The organism is Mycobacterium sp. SP-6446, assembly GCF_001954045.1.
Classification (GTDB): domain Bacteria; phylum Actinomycetota; class Actinomycetes; order Mycobacteriales; family Mycobacteriaceae; genus Mycobacterium.
On the sequence record NZ_MBEM01000137.1, the window covers coordinates 1 to 17,107 of the forward strand.

The following is a 17,107-nucleotide window of genomic DNA, read 5'->3' on the forward strand; positions in this document are numbered from 1 at the left end:
TGATGCGCGACTATCCCTACCTGACCGCCTTCTTGCGGGCGATGCGAGCCCAGGGCAACGCACAGGTGCGGCGCGGCGGCCCAAAATACCCGGGTTCCAAGGCCTTACGCGACATCGTCACCGGGATCATCGAGGATGCCCGGGCGCATGGGATGCTCGCCCCCGACATCGGCACGGCGGCTACGGCGGAGACCATCTGCGCGCTGGCGCGTGGTCTGTCGGAGCAAGCGGGCACTTTGTCGCCGACGGACTATGACGACACGGTGGACTCGGCGAAAAAATTAATCAGGGGAACGCTTTTCAAGCGCTGATGCGGGCGCGCTTACCGCGCGAAGCGGGCACGGCCGCAAGCGAATCGCCCAGGGTCCACACGGCAACTCCGATCAGCACAAGATCCTTGAGCAGAAATTGGCCGGGTAGCGCCGACAGGACGGGAAGGCCGGCGGCGTGGTGCGCGACCACGCCCGGGGTGGTGAACAAAAAGCTCAGCGTTCCCAAGAACAGCACCACCGCCAGCGTGCTGCCGGCCGCCGAGGCCCGCGGCGATAGCGGCCGCAGCGCAATGAGAAGCGCGGCAACGATTTCCATCGTCCCCAGGCTCCGTGCGACGGCGGTGGCGCTGAGGACGTCGTAGATCCAGCTCATCAGCGGGCTGTGCTCGATCAGCACCCGGGATTCCATCTTCACGTACTTTCCGAACCCGATCCAGGTCAAGACCACTACCAGCCCGTAACGGCTGATGAGCTGTCCCCAGCTGGTCAGCGATTGCGCCACCGGGCGAGATGTTGCGCCAAGGATCGGGCTGTTGTCGGTCATCGAGGAGCGTCCTTCCGGGCATAAATGCTGAGAGCAATTGTTCCTAGAGGACACGATTGGCGACACGATTGGGTTCAGTGACCCAATCGGTCGAGATGAGTTGCAGCCCGGAGATCCGGCCTGGCCTATCCGGCGTAGCGGTCGCGCAGGTTGGCCAGCGTCTTCTCTATACCCGTCGCATTGGCCTTCCGGAAACCCATCCGTTCGTAGTACTTCAGCTTGTTCTTGAGCGCACCGGCGTCGCGATAGTCGAACGTCTCGGTGACCCGGGTCAGGGTCGGCGAAAGCGCCTCGAATTCCCAGCGCCAGCGGTGCCCGAGCGGGTGCCGCCATTCGACCACTTCGTTGGGCTTGAGTTCGGTGATCGTGCTGGTGATGCGGTAGGGCAGGCCGTACATCCTCATCTTCGTCGAAAACTTCGATCCCTCAACGAGTTGCGGCGGCACTTCGATGTTGTCGCGCACCGTGCCCGAGCCGTCCAGCTCGGGGTGGCGCCGGGGATCGGCGGCGAGCGCGTACAGGTCGGCGGCCGGCGCGGCGACTTCGACTCTGCGGCTCACCTGTCGGGGTCCCCGGTCGACGATCGTGACGGTCATGACGTCCTCCTTCCGGCTGTCCGGCAGCGCCAGGTCGAGGCTACGCTTCGGACCGATGAGCCAGTCACTCTCGGGGAAAGTCGCGCTGATCACCGGCGCCGCACGCGGACAAGGCCGGGCACACGCGGTGCGACTCAGCGCCGAAGGCGCCGACGTCATCGCGCTCGATATCGCCGGACCCTTACCCCCCAGCGTTCCCTACGATTCGGCGACCCCCGATGATCTGGCCGAAACGGCCCGGCTGGTAACCGCCAACGGCCCGCGCGTCATCACCGCGGCCGTCGACATCCGCGACGTCGACGCGCTCACCGCCGCCGTCGACAACGCGGTCGGTGAGCTCGGCCGGCTCGATATTGTTGTCGCCAACGCCGGCATCTGCAGCCCGGCGCCCTGGGATCACATCACCCCCGCCGCCTTCCGCGACACCATCGACACGAACGTGACCGGTACGTGGAACACGGTGATGGCGAGCGCTCGTCACATCATCGACGGAGGCCGCGGCGGCTCGATCGTCCTCATCGGCTCGGCCGCCGGCATCAAAATGGAGCCGTTCATGGTGCATTACGTGGTGAGCAAGCACGCCGTCACCGGGATGGCGCGCGCCTTTGCCGCCGAGCTCGGCCGCCACGGCATCCGCGTCAACAGCGTGCATCCCGGGGCCGTCGCCACACCCATGGGCGGCGGCCGGATGCGCGACGCAATCCGATCCGCCGCCGACACCTATCCGTACCTGCGGGGCCTGAACAGGCCACTGTTGCCCGAAGGCACCGCCCAGCCCGAGGACATCGCCGACGCCGTCGCCTGGTTGGCGTCCGACCAATCCAGATTCGTCACCGGCACCCAGGTGTCGGTCGACATGGGCGTTTCCTACTGCTAAATCCTCGCCGGGCACAATCGTGGTGACCTCAGTGAGTGTCGCCGACCGACGCACTATTGGGCGCCGCGCGCCGGCCCTAACGGGAATACCGCGTTGCATCTGAGGTTGTACCCCTATGGGGTATATGCGGAAGGAGCTTCATGACCACCAGCGAATACCGGCTGACCGGGCGCCACGGCGGGCAGGCGCGCATTATCGAGCTGGAAATCGCGGGAATGACCTGCGCCTCGTGCGCCATGCGCATCGAAAAGAAACTGAACACTCTCGACGGCGTCACCGCGTCGGTCAACTACGCGACGGAGAAGGCCACCATCACCGTGCCCGCCGGGTTCGACCCGCGGTCGCTGATCGCCGAGGTCGAGAAGACGGGCTACCGCGCAGCCCTGCCGCCACCGCACGACGAACCCGCGACGAAGTCGAGGGGTGACGACGCCGAGCTGGCCTCGCTTCGCACCCGCCTGATCGCCGCAACCGTGCTCGCCACCCCGGTGATCGCCATGGCGATGATCCCGGCGTTGGAGTTCCGCTACTGGCAATGGGCATCACTGGCGCTGGCCGCGCCCGTCGTCGTCTGGGCGGGCCGGCCGTTCCACGCGGCCGCATGGGCCAACCTCAAACACGGGGTCGCCACGATGGACACCCTCGTGTCGATCGGGACCCTGTCAGCGTTCGTTTGGTCGCTGTATGCGCTGTTCCTGGGTGCCGCGGGGGAACCGGGCATGCGCCACAGCTTCGAATTGACCGTCAGCCGTGGCGACGCCGCCGGCAACATCTATCTCGAAGTCGCCGCGGGCGTGACGTTGTTCGTGCTGGCCGGCCGCTACTTCGAAAAGCGCTCCAAGCGGCGCGCGGGGGCGGCGCTGCGCGCCCTGCTGGAGCTCGGCGCCAAGGACGTCGCGGTGCTGCGCGACGGGTCCGAGAGTCGCATCCCCGTCGACCAACTCGTCGTCGGCGACGTGTTCGTGGTGCGGCCCGGCGAGAAGATCGCCACGGACGGGATCGTCGTCTCGGGCTCCTCGGCCGTGGACGCCTCGATGCTCACCGGCGAGTCCGTCCCCGTCGAGGTCGGACCCGGCGACACCGTCACCGGCGCCACCGTGAACGCCGGCGGCCGCCTTGCCGTGCGCGCCACCCGGGTCGGCGACGACACCCAGCTCGCGCAAATGGCCCGGCTCGTCGAGGCGGCCCAATCGGGCAAGGCCGAGGTCCAGCGGCTCGCCGACCGGATCTCCGGCGTGTTCGTCCCGATCGTCATCGCTATCGCCGTGGCCACCCTCGCGGGTTGGCTTGGCGCCGGATTCCCGCTGAGTGCGGCATTGACGGCCGCCGTCGCGGTGCTCATCATCGCCTGCCCGTGCGCGCTCGGGCTGGCGACACCGACCGCGCTGCTGGTCGGAACCGGTCGCGCCGCGCAATTCGGCGTCCTGATCAAAGGACCCGAAATGCTGGAATCCACCCGCAGGGTCGACACGATCGTGCTCGACAAGACCGGCACCGTGACCGCCGGCAAGATGACGCTCGTCGACGTGATCACCGGACCACACACCGACCGCCGGACGTTGTTGGCCTACGCCGGCGCCCTGGAAGACGCCTCCGAGCACCCCATCGCACGGGCGATCGCCGACGCGGCGAAGGGGGAACTCGGCACGCTCCCGGCAGCCGAAGACTTCGCGGGCGTAAAGGGCAAAGGCGTCCGGGGAGTGGTCGACGGCCACGAGGTCGTGGTCGGGCGGGAGGGCCTGCTGGCCGATCGAGCACAGCACCTCGACGCGACGTTGTCGGCGGCGAAGGCCCACGCCGAGGCCCAGGGCAAGACCGCCGTCGCGGTCGGCTGGGACCGCCACGCCCGCGGCATCCTGGTGGTCGCCGACACCGTCAAACCGACCAGCGCCGAAGCCGTCCGGCAGTTCAAACGCCTCGGGCTGACGCCGGTGCTGCTGACCGGCGACAACCAGACGGTCGCCGAGCGCATCGCCGATGAGGTCGGCATTACCCACGTCATCGCCGACACGATGCCCGCCGACAAGGTCGCCGCCGTCAAGCGTCTGCAATCCGAGGGCAGGGTCGTCGCGATGGTCGGCGACGGAGTGAACGACGCCGCCGCGCTGGCCGCCGCCGATCTGGGGCTGGCGATGGGCACCGGCACGGATGTGGCGATCGAGGCCGCCGACCTCACGCTGGTGCGCGGGGACCTGCGCGTTGCCGCGGACGCGATCCGGCTCTCCCGCCGGACGCTGGCCACGATCAAGACCAACCTGTGGTGGGCCTTCGGCTACAACGTCGCCGCGATCCCGCTGGCCGCGCTCGGACTGCTCAATCCGATGTTCGCCGGCGCCGCGATGGCGTTCTCCAGCGTCTTCGTCGTCGGCAACAGCCTGCGGCTGCGCGGCTTCGCTACCACGATCGACGACGTCGATATGGGATAGTTGGTGTCCTCAACCTCCGGATCTAGCGAAGGTCGCGACTGTTGAGTCACTTCTTCGGACAGCTCTCGTTGCTGCGCGGCTGGTTCCCGGTCGCGGTGCAGGCGATCGCGCTGCTCGTGGCCGTCACCGCCATCGGAGTGCGCAGGCGGCGCTGGCGCAGCTGGGCATTGCCGGTGGCGCTGGGCGTCGCGGGCGCGGCGACGGCGCTGTCGTACTGGTACATCACGTCGCTGGGGGTGGCCGGCGACCCCGCGCCCGTGTCGCTGTGGCTGTGGCTGGCCATGAGCGGACTCGCGCTGGCGGTGCTTCTGCTGGGCTGGCCCGGGGCCCGGTGGTGGCGGCGCGTGCTGGCGCTGCTGGCCGTTCCGCTGTGCGTGTTGTGCGCGGCCCTGGCTGTCAACGGGTGGGTGGGTTACTTCCCCACCGTGCTCGCCGCATGGAATCAACTCACCTCGGGACCGCTGCCCGATCAGATCGACCGGCTCCGGGTGACCGAGATGCAGGTGGCGGGAACCAAGCCCGCCAAAGGCGTTGTCGTGCCGGTGAATATCAGCGCCGACGCGTCGCACTTCCCCCATCGCGAGGAACTGGTGTATCTGCCCCCGGCATGGTTCAACAGCAACCCGCCGCCGCGGCTGCCGACGGTGATGATGGTCAGTTCGGCCTTCAACACGCCCGCCGACTGGCTGCGTCCGGGCGGCGCCTTCACCACCATCGACGACTTCGCCGCGCGCCATCACGGATTCGCCCCGGTGCTGGTGTTCGTCGATCCCACCGGTTCTTTCGACAACGACACCGAGTGCGTCAACGGCACCCGCGGCAACGCCGCCGACCATCTGACAAAGGACGTCGTGCCGTTCATGGTCTCGAACTTCGGCGTCAGCGCCGACCGCGCCAATTGGGGCGTCGCCGGGTGGTCGATGGGCGGGACCTGCGCGGTGGACTTGACCGTCATGCATCCGGACATTTTCAGCGCGTTTGTGGATATCGCCGGCGACCGCGGTCCCAGCATTGGCAGCAAGGACCTCACGGTCGCCAAGCTGTTCGGCGGCAACACCGCCGCCTGGGCCGCGTACGACCCCATCACCGTCATGAACAAACACGGGCACTACACCGGGGTGTCGGGGTGGTTCGACATCCCGTCGTCCTCGGATGCGCAAAACATGGCCGAGGCGACCAATCCCGCGCTCGCCACCGCCCGCACCGACCCGTCCGCCAACCCCGAAGGCCAGGACGCCGCCGCCAAAGCGCTGTGCGACGCCGCCTCCGGCCACGGCATCAGCTGCGCGGTGGTCACACAACCGGGCAGGCATGACTGGCCGTTTGCCGCGCAAGCGTTCGCCGCGGCGCTGCCCTGGCTGGCCTCGACGCTGGGCACCCCCGGCGTCGAGCCCGTGCAGCTACCACAACGGGGCGGCGGCGAGCCGCATTAGTCCACGCTGCGGGCCCGCGACCCCCTCCGCCGGCAATTCACAGCTGACTCTCCCGTACCGGATCCGACATATTGGCGCTGGCAGTGGTACGGTTCGCTGCTGTGGTGGCTGCGCAGTTCGGCAAGACGGGCGTCTCGCGCGTCCGCGTGCCCGCCACAATCGACCTGCAGAGAATCGGGTCGGGTTACCAACCTCGAAAGCTGCGCGGCCGGGTTTGTGAGACCGTGCCATGTTTGAGATGAATCGCCGTCGTTTTCTGGGTTCGCTCGCCGCGGCGACCGTAGCCGGCGTGGGCGCGGCCCGTCTGGTGGTCGATCCCCAGCCGCGAACATTTGCTCAGGCGCCCGCAGCGTCCGTGGCGACGTCGGGCCCGACCGCCCCGGCGGCCCTGTTGCCGCCCCCGCCACCGAGCGCTCGCATTCCGCTGCCCGGTGGCGGAGCGCTGATGAAGCTTCCCGGCGAGGGCGACTTGCTGGCGCTGACGCTGGACGACGGGGTCAGCAGCGAAGTGGTCCGCGCCTACACGCAGCTTGCCAAGGACACCGGCGCACGAATGACCTTTTTCGTCAACGGCGTGTACGACTCGTGGACCGAGAACCTGAAGATGCTGCGGCCGCTGGTTGATTCGGGGCAGATACAGCTCGGCAACCACACCTGGTCGCATCCGGATTTGACGACGCTGAACCAAGGCCAGATCGCGGAACAGATCACACGCAACGACGAGTTCCTGAAGAAGACCTACGGGGTCGGCGCGAAACCGTACTATCGGCCGCCCTATGCGAAGCGCAACGCCGCCGTCGACGCCGTGGCCGCCGAGCTCGGCTACACCGTTCCGACCTTATGGTCGGGTTCGTTGTCGGATTCCACGCTGATCACCGAGGAATACATCCTGAAGATGGCCGACGAGTACTTCACGCCGCAGTCCATCGTCATCGGTCACCTCAACCACTTGCCGGTCACTCACGTCTATCCGCAGTTGATCGACATCATCCGCGATCGAAACCTGCGCACCGTCACCCTCAACGACGTTTTCCTCAGGACTCCGTAGCGGACAGCAACGTCAGCAACGTCTCACGGAATTCCGCCAGCCGGCGCTCACCCAACACCTGTTGCCATCGTTTCTCGAGTTCGATTGCGCTGGAACGCATCACACGCAGCGCTTGCCGACCGCGCGGTGTCAGCTCGATGATTCGGGCCCGCGCGTCGACCGGATCGGGAACTCGACTGACGTAGCCATGTCGCTCCAGCCCGGCTACTGCCTGGGCCACCGCCTGCCGGCTCACCCTGAGTCGCTCCGCGAGATCCGAGGCATGCAGTCCGCCGGCCGCAAGCGGCACGAGTGCGACCGATTGCGCCGGGCGGATCCCGTCGAGTCCCGCTGCAGCGAACGCCGCTCGCAAGCGGGGCGCCCCGGACGCCGTCACCAGGTTCACCAGTGCCGGCACGGTCGGCTCCCACTGGGAACCCGCAGCGCGTCGCATGGTCCTAGAGTCTGCCACCCGCATGAGATTGACAAGTTGCTTGTCAAATTCCGGTTCGGCTGACACGATGGGGCCATGCGATCTCGATGCGTTCGGGTACTGGGCGGGTGTCTCCTTCCGGCGTTGGTCATCGCGCTCGGCGGCTGCCTCGGTGGCGGGCACGCGTCGGGAACGCCGGGCGCACAGTCGATCCCGTTGGGACAGTCCACTCAAACCATCCAGTCGGGCGGGTTGAGCAGAACCTTTCACCTGTACCGGCCGCAGGGGTTGTCCGACGGCGTACCGCTAGTCGTCATGCTGCACGGCGGCTTCGGCAGCGGCGCGCAGGCCGAGCGCTCCTATCACTGGGACGGCGAGGCGGACAACGGGCGTTTCCTGGTTGCCTACCCCGACGGCCTCAACCGCGCTTGGAACGCCGGAACGTGTTGTGGCGAACCCGGACGCGACAATGTCGACGATGTCGCATTCATCGGCGCCATGGTCAGAGCGATCGAGCAGCAGATCCCCGTCGATCGCGCACGCGTCTATGTCACGGGCATGTCGAACGGGGCCATGATGGCCCTGCGACTGGGCTGCCAGACCGACACCTTCGCCGCGATCGCGCCCGTCGCCGGCACACTGCTGACGGACTGCTCGCGAGCGCGGCCGTCGTCCGTCCTCCAGATCCACGGCACCGCCGACGACCGGGTCCCCTACAACGGTGGACCCGGGAAAGCGTTCGCGGCCAACGGGAATCCGCGCGTCGACGGCCCCTCCGCGGAATTGGTCAACGCGACCTGGCGTTCCATCGACTCGTGCGGACCGCCGAATTCCAGCACCGCCGGAAGCGTGACGACGCAGACCGCCGGCTGCCCCGACGGGCGCACCGTCGAGCTGATCTCGGTCGCGGGCGCGGGTCACCAGTGGCCGGGCGGCGAGCCGAGCCCGCTGGCGGAAAGGGTGGCGGGCCTCCCGGCGCCGTCGACGGCGCTCGACGCCACCGACACCATCTGGCAATTCTTTGCCCAGAGCCATCGCTGACGACCGATCTCTAAAAAGTTAGAGAAATGCTCTTCCCCCGGGGCCGCTGCGTTGTTACCGTTTCGTGATGCGTCGGGTAGGGGGAGTCCTCGCTGTCCTGCTGGTGATCGGTTTTGCATTTGTCAGCCCCGGACTCGCACGGGCCGACGGCGACGAACCGCAGTACGCGGAGTTCTACACCCCACCGGATCCCCTGCCGCCGGGCCAGCCGGGTGACCTGATCCGCACCGAGCCGTCGCGGCTGGTGCTGGAGCCGTCGGGTCAACTGGGCGCGATCATGGCCACTGGCACGCGAATCATGTACCGCAGCAAAGACACCCACGGCAATCCGATTGCGGTCACGGGTACCTACTTCGAGCCGTATAACGACTGGCCGGGCGGCGGCCCGCGGCCGTTGATCAGCTACGCGCCCGGCACGCAGGGCCAGGGCAACCAGTGCGCGCCGTCGCGAATGTTCAACCAGGGCATCCACTATTCGGGTGGCTGGGACATCATGTTCAACTACGAGGAGCTGTTCGTCGCCACGATGGTCGCCCGCGGCTTCGCGATCGTGATGACCGACTACGAGGGCTTGGGCACCCCCTCGATGCACACCTACGTGGGCCGGGTGGCCGAGGGGCAGGCCGTGCTCGACGCCGCGCGGGCAGCGATGCGCCTGCCGGGAACGTCACTGGATCCGCATGGGCCCGTGGCCTTTTGGGGCTATTCGCAGGGCGGCGGTGCGGTCGCGTCGGCGGCCGAACTGGCGCCGTCCTATGCCCCGGAGCTCCATATCGTGGGCACCTACGCCGGCGCCCCGGTGGCCGACCTCAAGGAACTGCTGCCCTACGCCGACGGCAGTGCCCTGGTCGGCGTGGTGGGCTACGCAATCAACGGCGCGATCGCCACCTACCCCGAGAATGCCGACGCGATCCGCTCCAAGCTCACGCCGCGAGGTTTGGCCATGCTCGAATCGGCCTCACGCCAATGCGTCGGACAAACGATCCTCGATTTCATGTTTCGCCACCTGCAGCCCTACTTCAACGACAACGTCTGGAAGGTCATCAACGAGGAGCCGTTCAGCAGCATGTTGGATGAGCAGCACGTCGGACGGTACAAGCCCAACGCGCCGGTGTTGATCAACAGCAACCGCTACGACCCGTTGGTGCCGTGGACCGCGGCCAACCAGCTTGGCCGCGACTGGTGCGCTCAGGGTGCCGACGTGGAATTTCGCACCAACGAGGAACCGCCGTTCCTCAACAAGCTCGTCGTCAACCATGCCCTGCCAATGCTCGTCGATGGTGAACCGGCGATGCAGTGGATCGCGGCGCGCTTCAACGGAGAACCCACCGCGCCCAACTGCGGCCAGTTCTAGACTGGTCGCATTGCTGCACGTAGAAAGCACAACGCGCCCGAACGGCGCCGTCAGCTCACCGACGCCGCGATAGAGCTACTCGGCACCGACGGGGTTCACGGCGTCAGCCACCCCAAGGTCGACGAACGCGCCGGGGTGCCCGACGGCACCACATCGTTCTACTTCCGGACCCGAAAAGCGTTGCTGCACGCGGTCGCAACTCGGCTCAACGAACTCGACGTCGCCGATCTGTCGTTGCTGACCGAACTCGCGGGCGACCGGCCGACCGAATTCGCCGGCACGGCGGGCCTGGCCCGCATCGTCATGTATGTCGCCACCGAGCCCTGGCTCACCCGCGCCAAGGCGCGCTACGAGATCGTATTGCTGGCCAGCCGTGATCCCGAACTGGCGGCCACCCTCAACGAGTCCGCGGAGGGGCTCTACGCGCTGGCGCGCGACGTTGTCGCCCAATGGCACCCGGCCGATAGCGTCCCGGATCCCGCACTGGTCGAGGATCAGGCCATAGCCACCATGACGTTCATCAACGGGGTGATGATGACGTTCGTTGCGGGCCGCCCGGCGGTCGAAGGTCCTGAACACCTCGACCGGCTCATCCAGGGAGTCATCGCGGGAGTCGCGCACGTTCGCCGCGACTGACCGTCAACGCTCGTCCAGCATGGCGTCGATGAGCCGGTGCAGCACCTGCCCGGTTTCCCGCCGCGCGCGTTTCGGGTCGTCGGCGGTGGCGATGACCATGGCGGCCTCGTCGAGCGCGCCGATCAGGATGTGGGCCAACGGCCGCATCGGTTGCTTGGCCAGCTGCCCGGCCCGGACGGCCTCGGTGAGCAGCTGCTCGGTCATGCCCAGGCTGTACCGCTGGGCGACGTCGCGAAAGGCCGGCCAGCCCAGCACGCTCGGCGCGTCGAGCAGGATCAGCTGGCGCACCTCGGGATCACCGGAGACGTCGAGCCAGGCGTCGACCGCGGCCCGGATCGCGTCGGCGGGCGTCGCCGCCCCCGACTCGGCGACCAGCGTGGCCATCCGGGCCATCACATCCTGCTCCACGGCCTCGACGACCTCGCCGAAAAGCGCTGCCTTGTCCGCGAATTGGTGGTACATCGCGCCCCGGGTGACGCCAGCCGCCGCGGCGATCTCCGGCGTCCCCACCTCCGCGTAACCGCGCCGGCCCCACAGCTTGCGGGCGGCCGAGATCAGCGCGTCGCGGGTCGCCGCGGAGCGCTCCTCCTGAGTGCGTCTCTTGATTTCCATACAGCCTGTTGGTAACTTACGAACAGACAGCCTGTTTGTAAGTATACCGTTCGAGGTAGGAGTTATCCATGTCGACGATCGACATTAGTGCGGGAACCATCCACTACGAAGCAACCGGACCCGAGAATGGCCGGCCCGTCGTGTTCGTGCACGGGTACATGATGGGCGGCGATTTGTGGCGCCGGGTCGGCGAAAGATTGGGTGATCGCGGCCTGCGCTGCATCGCCCCCACCTGGCCGCTGGGCGCGCATCCCGAGCCCCTGCGCCCCGGGGCCGATCGGACGATCAACGGCGTCGCCCGCATCGTCGCCGAGGTGCTGGCCGCCCTCGAACTCGAGGACGTGGTGCTGGTCGGCAACGACACGGGCGGCGTCGTCACCCAACTCGTCGCCGTGCACCACCCCGAGCGGCTCGGAGCGCTGGTGCTCACCAGTTGCGATGCGTTCGAACACTTTCCGCCGCCGATCCTCAAGCCGGTGATCCTGGCCGCCAAGTCCAAGGCGACGTTTAAGACCGTGGCCCAGGCCATGCGCGTGCCGGCGGCACGCAAGCGCGCGTTCCACGGCCTTGCGCACCGCAACATCGACGAGCTGACGGAGGCGTGGGTGCGCCCGGGGCTATCCGACCCGGCCATCGCCGAGGACCTGCGTCAGCTCACCCTGTCGTTGCGTACGGAGGTCACCACCGGGGTGGCCGCGCGGCTGCACGAGTTCGACAAGCCCGCGCTGATCGCCTGGTCGGCCGATGACATGTTCTTCGAGCTCGGCGACGGCGAACGACTGGCGGCGACCATTCCCAACGCGCGGCTCGAGGTGATCGAGGGCGCGCGGACGTTCTCGATGGTGGACCAGCCGGATCGGCTGGCCGACCTGCTGTCGTCGATCGCGGTGCGCGCCTAGCGGGCCGGCGCGCGTCGGCTAGCGTCTTCGCTATGCCAGACGCGACAGCACCACTGCACGGCCGGCGGATCCTGGTGACCGGTGGGGCTACCGGCATCGGTGCGGCCGCCGTCGGAGTCCTCACCGAGGCGGGGGCCGAGGTCGTCGCCACGTACCACCAAACTCCGCCGCCGGAAGGCCTCGCGGCCGCGTGGCTGCAGTGCGATGTGCGTGACGCCGGCGCCGTTTCGGCGATGGTGCAACAAGCCGTCGACCGCCTCGGCGGGCTCGACGTCCTGGTGAACGCGGCGGGTCTGTGGCAGGCCGGGGTGCCGGGATACATCGGCGGCGACGAGATCTCGTTCCTGTTGGACACCAACGTGAAGGCGACCATCCTCACCAACCAGGCCGTGTACGCGGTGATGAGGGACCAAGATCCCAAGGGCGGCCGGATCATCAACTTCGGATCCTCCGAAGCCGTTATGGGCAGCCCGATCTCGGCGGTCTACGCCGCGACCAAGGGCGCGGTGCAGGCCTGGACGCGATCGGCCGCCAAAGCCTGGGGCGCCGACAAGGTCACCGTCAACGCTTTGGCGCCGGCCGTGCAGACGCCCGGCTCGGACCGTTTCCGGGATTTCCTCGGCCCGGACGCGAGCGCCCTCATCGATCAGCAGATGCAGATGATGATTCCGGTCGGCGGGGCGCTGGGGGATCCGGCGCGCGACGTCGGGCCGATGCTGGTCTTTCTGGCCGGTCCCGGTTCCGGCTTCATCACGGGCCAACTACTGGCGGTGGACGGCGGGCTGATGATGGTGGGCGGCTAAGCGCGATGGCCGATGACACGATGCAAGCGCTGCTGCGCAAGCGCCTGTCGGACTCGGCGGTCGCGGTGAAACACGGTGATTTGCAATGGAGTTGGAGCGAGTACCTCAGCAAGTCCGCGGCCCGGGCCGCGGCGCTGCTCGGCGCCGCCGATCCGCAACGGCCGATGCACATCGGCGCCCTGCTGGGCAACACGCCCGAGATGCTGGCGCAGATGGCGGCGGCCGGTCTCGGGGGGTACGTGCTGTGCGGTCTGAACACGACGCGGCGCGGCGCGGCGCTGGCGGCGGACATCCGGCGCGCGGACTGCCAATTCGTTGTGACCGACGCCGAGCACCTTCCGTTGCTCGACGGTTTGGACCTCGAGGGAACGCGCATCTTCGATAGCTCGACGCCGCAGTGGGAGGAATTCGTCGGCGGCGCCGGGGAGTTGGTGCCCCATCGAAACGTCACCGCGATGGACCCATTCATGATGATCTTCACGTCGGGAACCAGCGGAAATCCCAAGGCCGTGCCGGTATCACACCTGATGGCCGCGGTAGCCGGCGTCGGCCTGACATACCGTTTCGCCCTGACCGAGCGGGACACGTGCTACGTGTCCATGCCGCTGTTTCACTCCAATGCGGTCGTCGCCGGGTGGGCGCCCGGGGTAGCCTCCGGCGCCGCGATCGTCCCGGCGAGGTTCTCGGCGCGCAGCTTCCTTGACGACATCCGCCGGTACGGCGCCACATACATGAATTACGTCGGCAAGCCGTTGGCCTACATCCTGGCCACCGCCGAACGCGGCGATGACGCCGACAACCCGCTGCGGGTGGCGTTCGGCAATGAGGCCAACGACAAAGACATCGAAGAGTTTTCACGCCGCTTCGACGTGCAGGTCGAGGACGGGTTCGGCTCCACCGAGAACGCTGTCATCGTGATCCGCGAACCGGACACACCGAAGGGATCGATCGGCAGGGGCGTCGACGGGGTCGCTGTGTATGACAGCGAGACCGTCACCGAATGCGCCGTCGCGCGCTTCGACGAGCACGGGGCCCTCACCAATGCCGACGAGGCCGTCGGCGAGTTGGTCAACACGACGGGGTCGGGTTTCTTTACCGGCTACTACAACGACCCGGAAGCCAACGCCGAACGCATGCGCCACGGCATGTACTGGTCCGGCGACCTCGCCTACCGGGACGCGGAAGGCTGGATCTACCTCGCCGGCCGCACCGCCGACTGGATGCGGGTGGACGGCGAGAATCTGGCCGCGGCGCCGATCGAGCGACTCCTGTTGCGGCACAGCGCCATCAACCGCGTCGCGGTGTACGCGGTCCCGGATGGGCGCGTCGGCGACCAGGTGATGGCCGCGATCGTCCTCAACGAGGGCCACGTCATCGACCCCGACGAATTCGAGGCTTTTCTCGATGCCCAACCCGACCTGTCGCCCAAGGCCCGGCCGCGATTCGTCCGCATCGCCGCCGACCTGCCCAGCACCGCGACCCACAAGGTGCTCAAACGCCAGCTGATCGCCCAGGGAACGGCGACGGGCGACGGCGAAATCCTTTGGGAGCGCGAACACCGCGGCACGGCCTATCGGGTCGCATCGGACACGCCTAATCCCCGGGTGCCCGGCGGCGGATCTGCCCCTTCGAGCGTCGCACCCGCTTGACCGGATCGCGGGTTGTGCCGCTGGCGATCTCGTCACGCAGCTGCGCAATGTTGGAGATCTCGGCGTACAAGCCGCGGATCGCGTAGTCGAGAACGGCGAAGGAGAACCGCTGCTCCGGATCGTCGGCGATGCCGAGCTCACGGGACCGCTGGCGCGACCACAGCGCCTCGTCCAACCGGGCTCGAGTCGCCTCGAGATGTCGCTCCAGCGAATCGATTACGTGCTCGGGATCGTCGCCGCGGGCAAGCCAGGTCTTGAGAATGACGGGATGCTTGATGACGACCTGGTCCTGGCCCGGAAAGTGCTGGACCCAGCGGCGCAGCGCGTCGAGCCCGGCATCGGTCGTCGCGTACAACGTGATGGCACGCTTGCCGGATTGCGCGGGGGACTCGCTGACCATGCCCCGAGCCAGCAACCGGGTCAGTTCGCGCCGCACATGGCTGACCGACGGCGACCAATAGAAGTGGCCGACCGACAGCTCGGCGCGCATCTTGATCTCACCGGCGGTGAGTTGCTCGTCGTTGGCCGCCAGCACGCCCAGGACGAGGTAGGCGGTTACCGGCAGGCCGTTGCTGGTGCGGGCGGGGCTCACGGCGCCCCGGTGAAGTAGGGGAGGGTCACGTCCGGCCCGACGGCATGAAACTGCACCCGCACCCGCATGCCGACGGCCAGCTCATCGGGCGCGACACCGACGATGTTCGTCAGCATCTGATAACCCTCGTCCAGGGTGACGATCGCCGGCGCATAGGGCGGGGCGAACTCCGCGGTGACAGGCCTGTGCACCACCGTCCAGCTGTAGATCTCGCCGACGCCGCCGCTCCGCTCCCACAGCAATTCGTGCGAAAGGCATTCGCGGCAGTGCTCGGTGGGCGGGAAGTTCGAGTGGCCGCAGTCCTCGCAGCGTTGATATCGAAGCTCCCCCGCCTGGCATCCCTGCCAGAACGGGGAACTGACCGGACTGCTCGCATGCGGCACCGGACCCGTCTGCGGCCGCAGGGACTTTTCGGAAGTCATCGCGGTTCGTCTCCGAGGATCAGGACCGTGGTGAACAGCGCTCCCGCTCCCCCGTTGCTGCAGAACGCGATACGCGCGTCGGGCACCTGCAGGTCGCCCGCGTCGCCGCGCAGTTGTTCAACGGCTCGAATGGCCCGCTGCATCATTTGTGGATTGGACCCGGCATGGCTGAAGGACATGGTTCCTCCGTCGGTGGTGATCGGATGGCTACCGTCGATGGCGATGTGGCCGTCGGCGACGAACGGTCCCCCCTCGCCCTCGCCACAGAATCCGAATGCCTCTAGCTGCCGGATGATTTCGAACGAAAACGGGTCGTAGAGCTCCAGCACATCCACGTCGTCGGGCCGAAGGCCGGCGTGGCTGAACGCGCGCTCGGCCGCGCGCCGGCCGACGACGCCATTGACGTAGTGGCCGTGATCGCCCCGCCGGCCGACGAGGTCCCACGCGGGTGGGTGCTGATACGACGGACCGTGGAAGTCCGCGCCGCTGCCCAACACATAGATCGGGCGGGCCGCCGCGTCCACCTTGTCGACGTTGGCCACAATCAGCGCGCACCCGCCTTCGGATGTGGTGGCGCAATCGAGAAGGTGAAACGGATCGGCGACCGGCCGCGACGCGGTGATGTCATCGGTGGTGAACGGGCCGCGTTGGTAATAAACGGCTTCGGGGTTTCGCGATCCGTTGTTGCGTATGGTCGCCGCCACCATCGACAGTTGTTCGCGGGTTGTCCCGTAGACATGCATGTGCCGTCGAGCGATGAGCGCGAACTCGGCGGCGGTGAACATCCCCCAGGGCGCGACGAATTCGTTCTCGGGCCTGGTCCATGGTGCGGTGGCTTCGTGGTCGCGGTATTCGCCGGCTTGGGCGGCGACGAGCACCACCACGTCTGCCATGCCGTGCTCGATGGCGGCGGCCGCCTCGGTGATCATGCTGACCCCGAAGGCCAACCCCTGCCAGGCCGGGCCGATGCGTAGGTCGTAGATCAGCGTCGTCGACAGCGGGCCGGCGCTGATTCCGTCGACGTCCTCGAGGCTCAGCCCTGCGTCATCGAGAGCTCCGCGAATGGCCTTGAGCGCCAGGCCGCGTGACGTCTCGCCCTCCAGGCGGCGGCCCTGCCGCGTATTGTGCACGCCGACAATCGCCGCCGTGCGCTTCGAGGGGCTAGTTTTCATCCGCGACAACTCCCAGGTAGGTGCCCACGACGTCGTACTGCCGGCCGTCGCGCACGATGGTGCCGATCGTCCTCGCCCGTGTGTCGGCGTGCGCCGCGCCCGCCTCGACGACATCGATCCGCACGTCGACCGGACGCGCCGTTTGCGGGTCGGTGATGTCCACGATCATTGCCACGGCGCGCTCACGCTCGTCCCACTCGACGCTGGTGATCCGGTGCCGCGCAGTCAATTCCATCACCACGGAGTCCTGTCGTACCAGGAAGCGCACCGGTGCGCACAGCTCGCCGGGGCGGGGCGGCACGCACAGCGTGACTGCCAT

Annotated in this window: 18 protein-coding genes and 1 pseudogene; 11 read left to right on the forward strand and 8 right to left on the reverse strand. The window is 67.7% G+C overall.

From position 1 onward, the window contains the following. A pseudogene (locus A5736_RS26320) lies at positions 1-311 on the forward strand (TetR/AcrR family transcriptional regulator); the annotation flags it as partial. Here A5736_RS26320 and A5736_RS12025 read toward each other — a convergent pair. Continuing rightward, positions 301-816, reverse strand: coding sequence for a DUF417 family protein (locus tag A5736_RS12025; RefSeq protein ID WP_076246370.1), 516 nt, complete (start codon positions 814-816; stop codon positions 301-303). The pseudogene A5736_RS26320 and the gene A5736_RS12025 overlap by 11 nt on opposite strands. Before the next feature lie 125 nt (positions 817-941). After that, on the reverse strand, positions 942-1,412 hold the full coding sequence (locus A5736_RS12030) for an SRPBCC family protein (protein WP_076121609.1): 471 nt from the start codon (positions 1,410-1,412) through the stop codon (positions 942-944). Positions 1,413-1,467: 55 nt separating this feature from the next. Here A5736_RS12030 and A5736_RS12035 point away from each other — a divergent pair, with 55 nt between their 5' ends. From A5736_RS12035 to A5736_RS12050, 4 genes are all read left to right on the forward strand, one after another. Next, entirely contained in the window at positions 1,468-2,289 is an 822-nt protein-coding gene (locus A5736_RS12035; protein ID WP_076121334.1) for a mycofactocin-coupled SDR family oxidoreductase, read from the forward strand. 140 nt (positions 2,290-2,429) lie between these two features. Then, positions 2,430-4,715 carry a cation-translocating P-type ATPase gene (locus tag A5736_RS12040; protein WP_076246372.1) on the forward strand — a complete coding sequence of 762 codons (2,286 nt, stop codon included), beginning with the start codon at positions 2,430-2,432 and terminating at the stop codon, positions 4,713-4,715. A 41-nt stretch (positions 4,716-4,756) separates the two neighbouring features. Continuing rightward, positions 4,757-6,148, forward strand: coding sequence for an alpha/beta hydrolase family protein (locus A5736_RS12045; RefSeq protein WP_076246373.1), 1,392 nt, complete (start codon positions 4,757-4,759; stop codon positions 6,146-6,148). Between the two features lie 238 nt (positions 6,149-6,386). Beyond that, entirely contained in the window at positions 6,387-7,196 is an 810-nt protein-coding gene (locus tag A5736_RS12050; protein WP_076246375.1) for a polysaccharide deacetylase family protein, read from the forward strand. On the opposite strand, the gene A5736_RS12055 is transcribed toward A5736_RS12050, so the two are convergent. Then, complete coding sequence (locus A5736_RS12055; protein WP_076121327.1) at positions 7,183-7,629, reverse strand: MarR family winged helix-turn-helix transcriptional regulator; 447 nt, start codon at positions 7,627-7,629, stop codon at positions 7,183-7,185. The two genes, A5736_RS12050 and A5736_RS12055, sit on opposite strands and share 14 nt — an antisense overlap. Before the next feature lie 75 nt (positions 7,630-7,704). Here A5736_RS12055 and A5736_RS12060 point away from each other — a divergent pair, with 75 nt between their 5' ends. From A5736_RS12060 to A5736_RS12070, 3 genes are all read left to right on the forward strand, one after another. Further along, positions 7,705-8,649 carry a PHB depolymerase family esterase gene (locus A5736_RS12060; RefSeq protein WP_076246376.1) on the forward strand — a complete coding sequence of 315 codons (945 nt, stop codon included), beginning with the start codon at positions 7,705-7,707 and terminating at the stop codon, positions 8,647-8,649. Positions 8,650-8,716: 67 nt separating this feature from the next. Continuing rightward, on the forward strand, positions 8,717-10,003 hold the full coding sequence (locus tag A5736_RS12065; RefSeq protein WP_139333275.1) for a lipase family protein: 1,287 nt from the start codon (positions 8,717-8,719) through the stop codon (positions 10,001-10,003). A gap of 9 nt (positions 10,004-10,012) precedes the next feature. Next, positions 10,013-10,639: a TetR/AcrR family transcriptional regulator gene (locus A5736_RS12070; RefSeq protein WP_256386099.1), complete on the forward strand. Its 627-nt coding sequence runs from the start codon at positions 10,013-10,015 to the stop codon at positions 10,637-10,639. 3 nt (positions 10,640-10,642) lie between these two features. On the opposite strand, the gene A5736_RS12075 is transcribed toward A5736_RS12070, so the two are convergent. Further along, positions 10,643-11,251, reverse strand: a complete 609-nt coding sequence (locus tag A5736_RS12075) for a TetR/AcrR family transcriptional regulator (protein ID WP_076246380.1) — start codon at positions 11,249-11,251, stop codon at positions 10,643-10,645. 68 nt (positions 11,252-11,319) lie between these two features. On the opposite strand from A5736_RS12075, the gene A5736_RS12080 reads away from it, so the two are divergent. Genes A5736_RS12080 through fadD1 form a run of 3 tightly spaced genes read left to right on the forward strand, consistent with a single transcriptional unit; the run spans position 11,320 to position 14,602 of the window. After that, positions 11,320-12,150 carry an alpha/beta fold hydrolase gene (locus tag A5736_RS12080; RefSeq protein WP_076246381.1) on the forward strand — a complete coding sequence of 277 codons (831 nt, stop codon included), beginning with the start codon at positions 11,320-11,322 and terminating at the stop codon, positions 12,148-12,150. A gap of 32 nt (positions 12,151-12,182) precedes the next feature. Then, positions 12,183-12,953, forward strand: coding sequence for an SDR family NAD(P)-dependent oxidoreductase (locus A5736_RS12085; RefSeq protein WP_076121315.1), 771 nt, complete (start codon positions 12,183-12,185; stop codon positions 12,951-12,953). Between the two features lie 5 nt (positions 12,954-12,958). Beyond that, a complete protein-coding gene (gene fadD1, locus A5736_RS12090) occupies positions 12,959-14,602 on the forward strand; it encodes a fatty-acid--CoA ligase FadD1 (protein WP_076246383.1) in 1,644 nt (547 codons plus the stop codon). Here the strand turns inward: fadD1 and A5736_RS12095 are convergent. From A5736_RS12095 to A5736_RS12110, 4 genes are read right to left on the reverse strand one after another with little or no spacing between them, the layout of a single operon-like run. Beyond that, positions 14,547-15,194, reverse strand: a complete 648-nt coding sequence (locus tag A5736_RS12095; RefSeq protein WP_076246384.1) for a PadR family transcriptional regulator — start codon at positions 15,192-15,194, stop codon at positions 14,547-14,549. The two genes, fadD1 and A5736_RS12095, sit on opposite strands and share 56 nt — an antisense overlap. Next, positions 15,191-15,616, reverse strand: a complete 426-nt coding sequence (locus A5736_RS12100) for a Zn-ribbon domain-containing OB-fold protein (protein WP_076246386.1) — start codon at positions 15,614-15,616, stop codon at positions 15,191-15,193. Before A5736_RS12100 ends, A5736_RS12095 begins: the two co-directional genes overlap by 4 nt. Further along, positions 15,613-16,788, reverse strand: coding sequence for a thiolase family protein (locus A5736_RS12105; protein WP_076246387.1), 1,176 nt, complete (start codon positions 16,786-16,788; stop codon positions 15,613-15,615). The genes A5736_RS12100 and A5736_RS12105 overlap by 4 nt, the downstream gene beginning before the upstream one ends. After that, on the reverse strand, positions 16,778-17,107 hold the full coding sequence (locus A5736_RS12110; protein WP_076246389.1) for a hypothetical protein: 330 nt from the start codon (positions 17,105-17,107) through the stop codon (positions 16,778-16,780). The genes A5736_RS12105 and A5736_RS12110 overlap by 11 nt, the downstream gene beginning before the upstream one ends.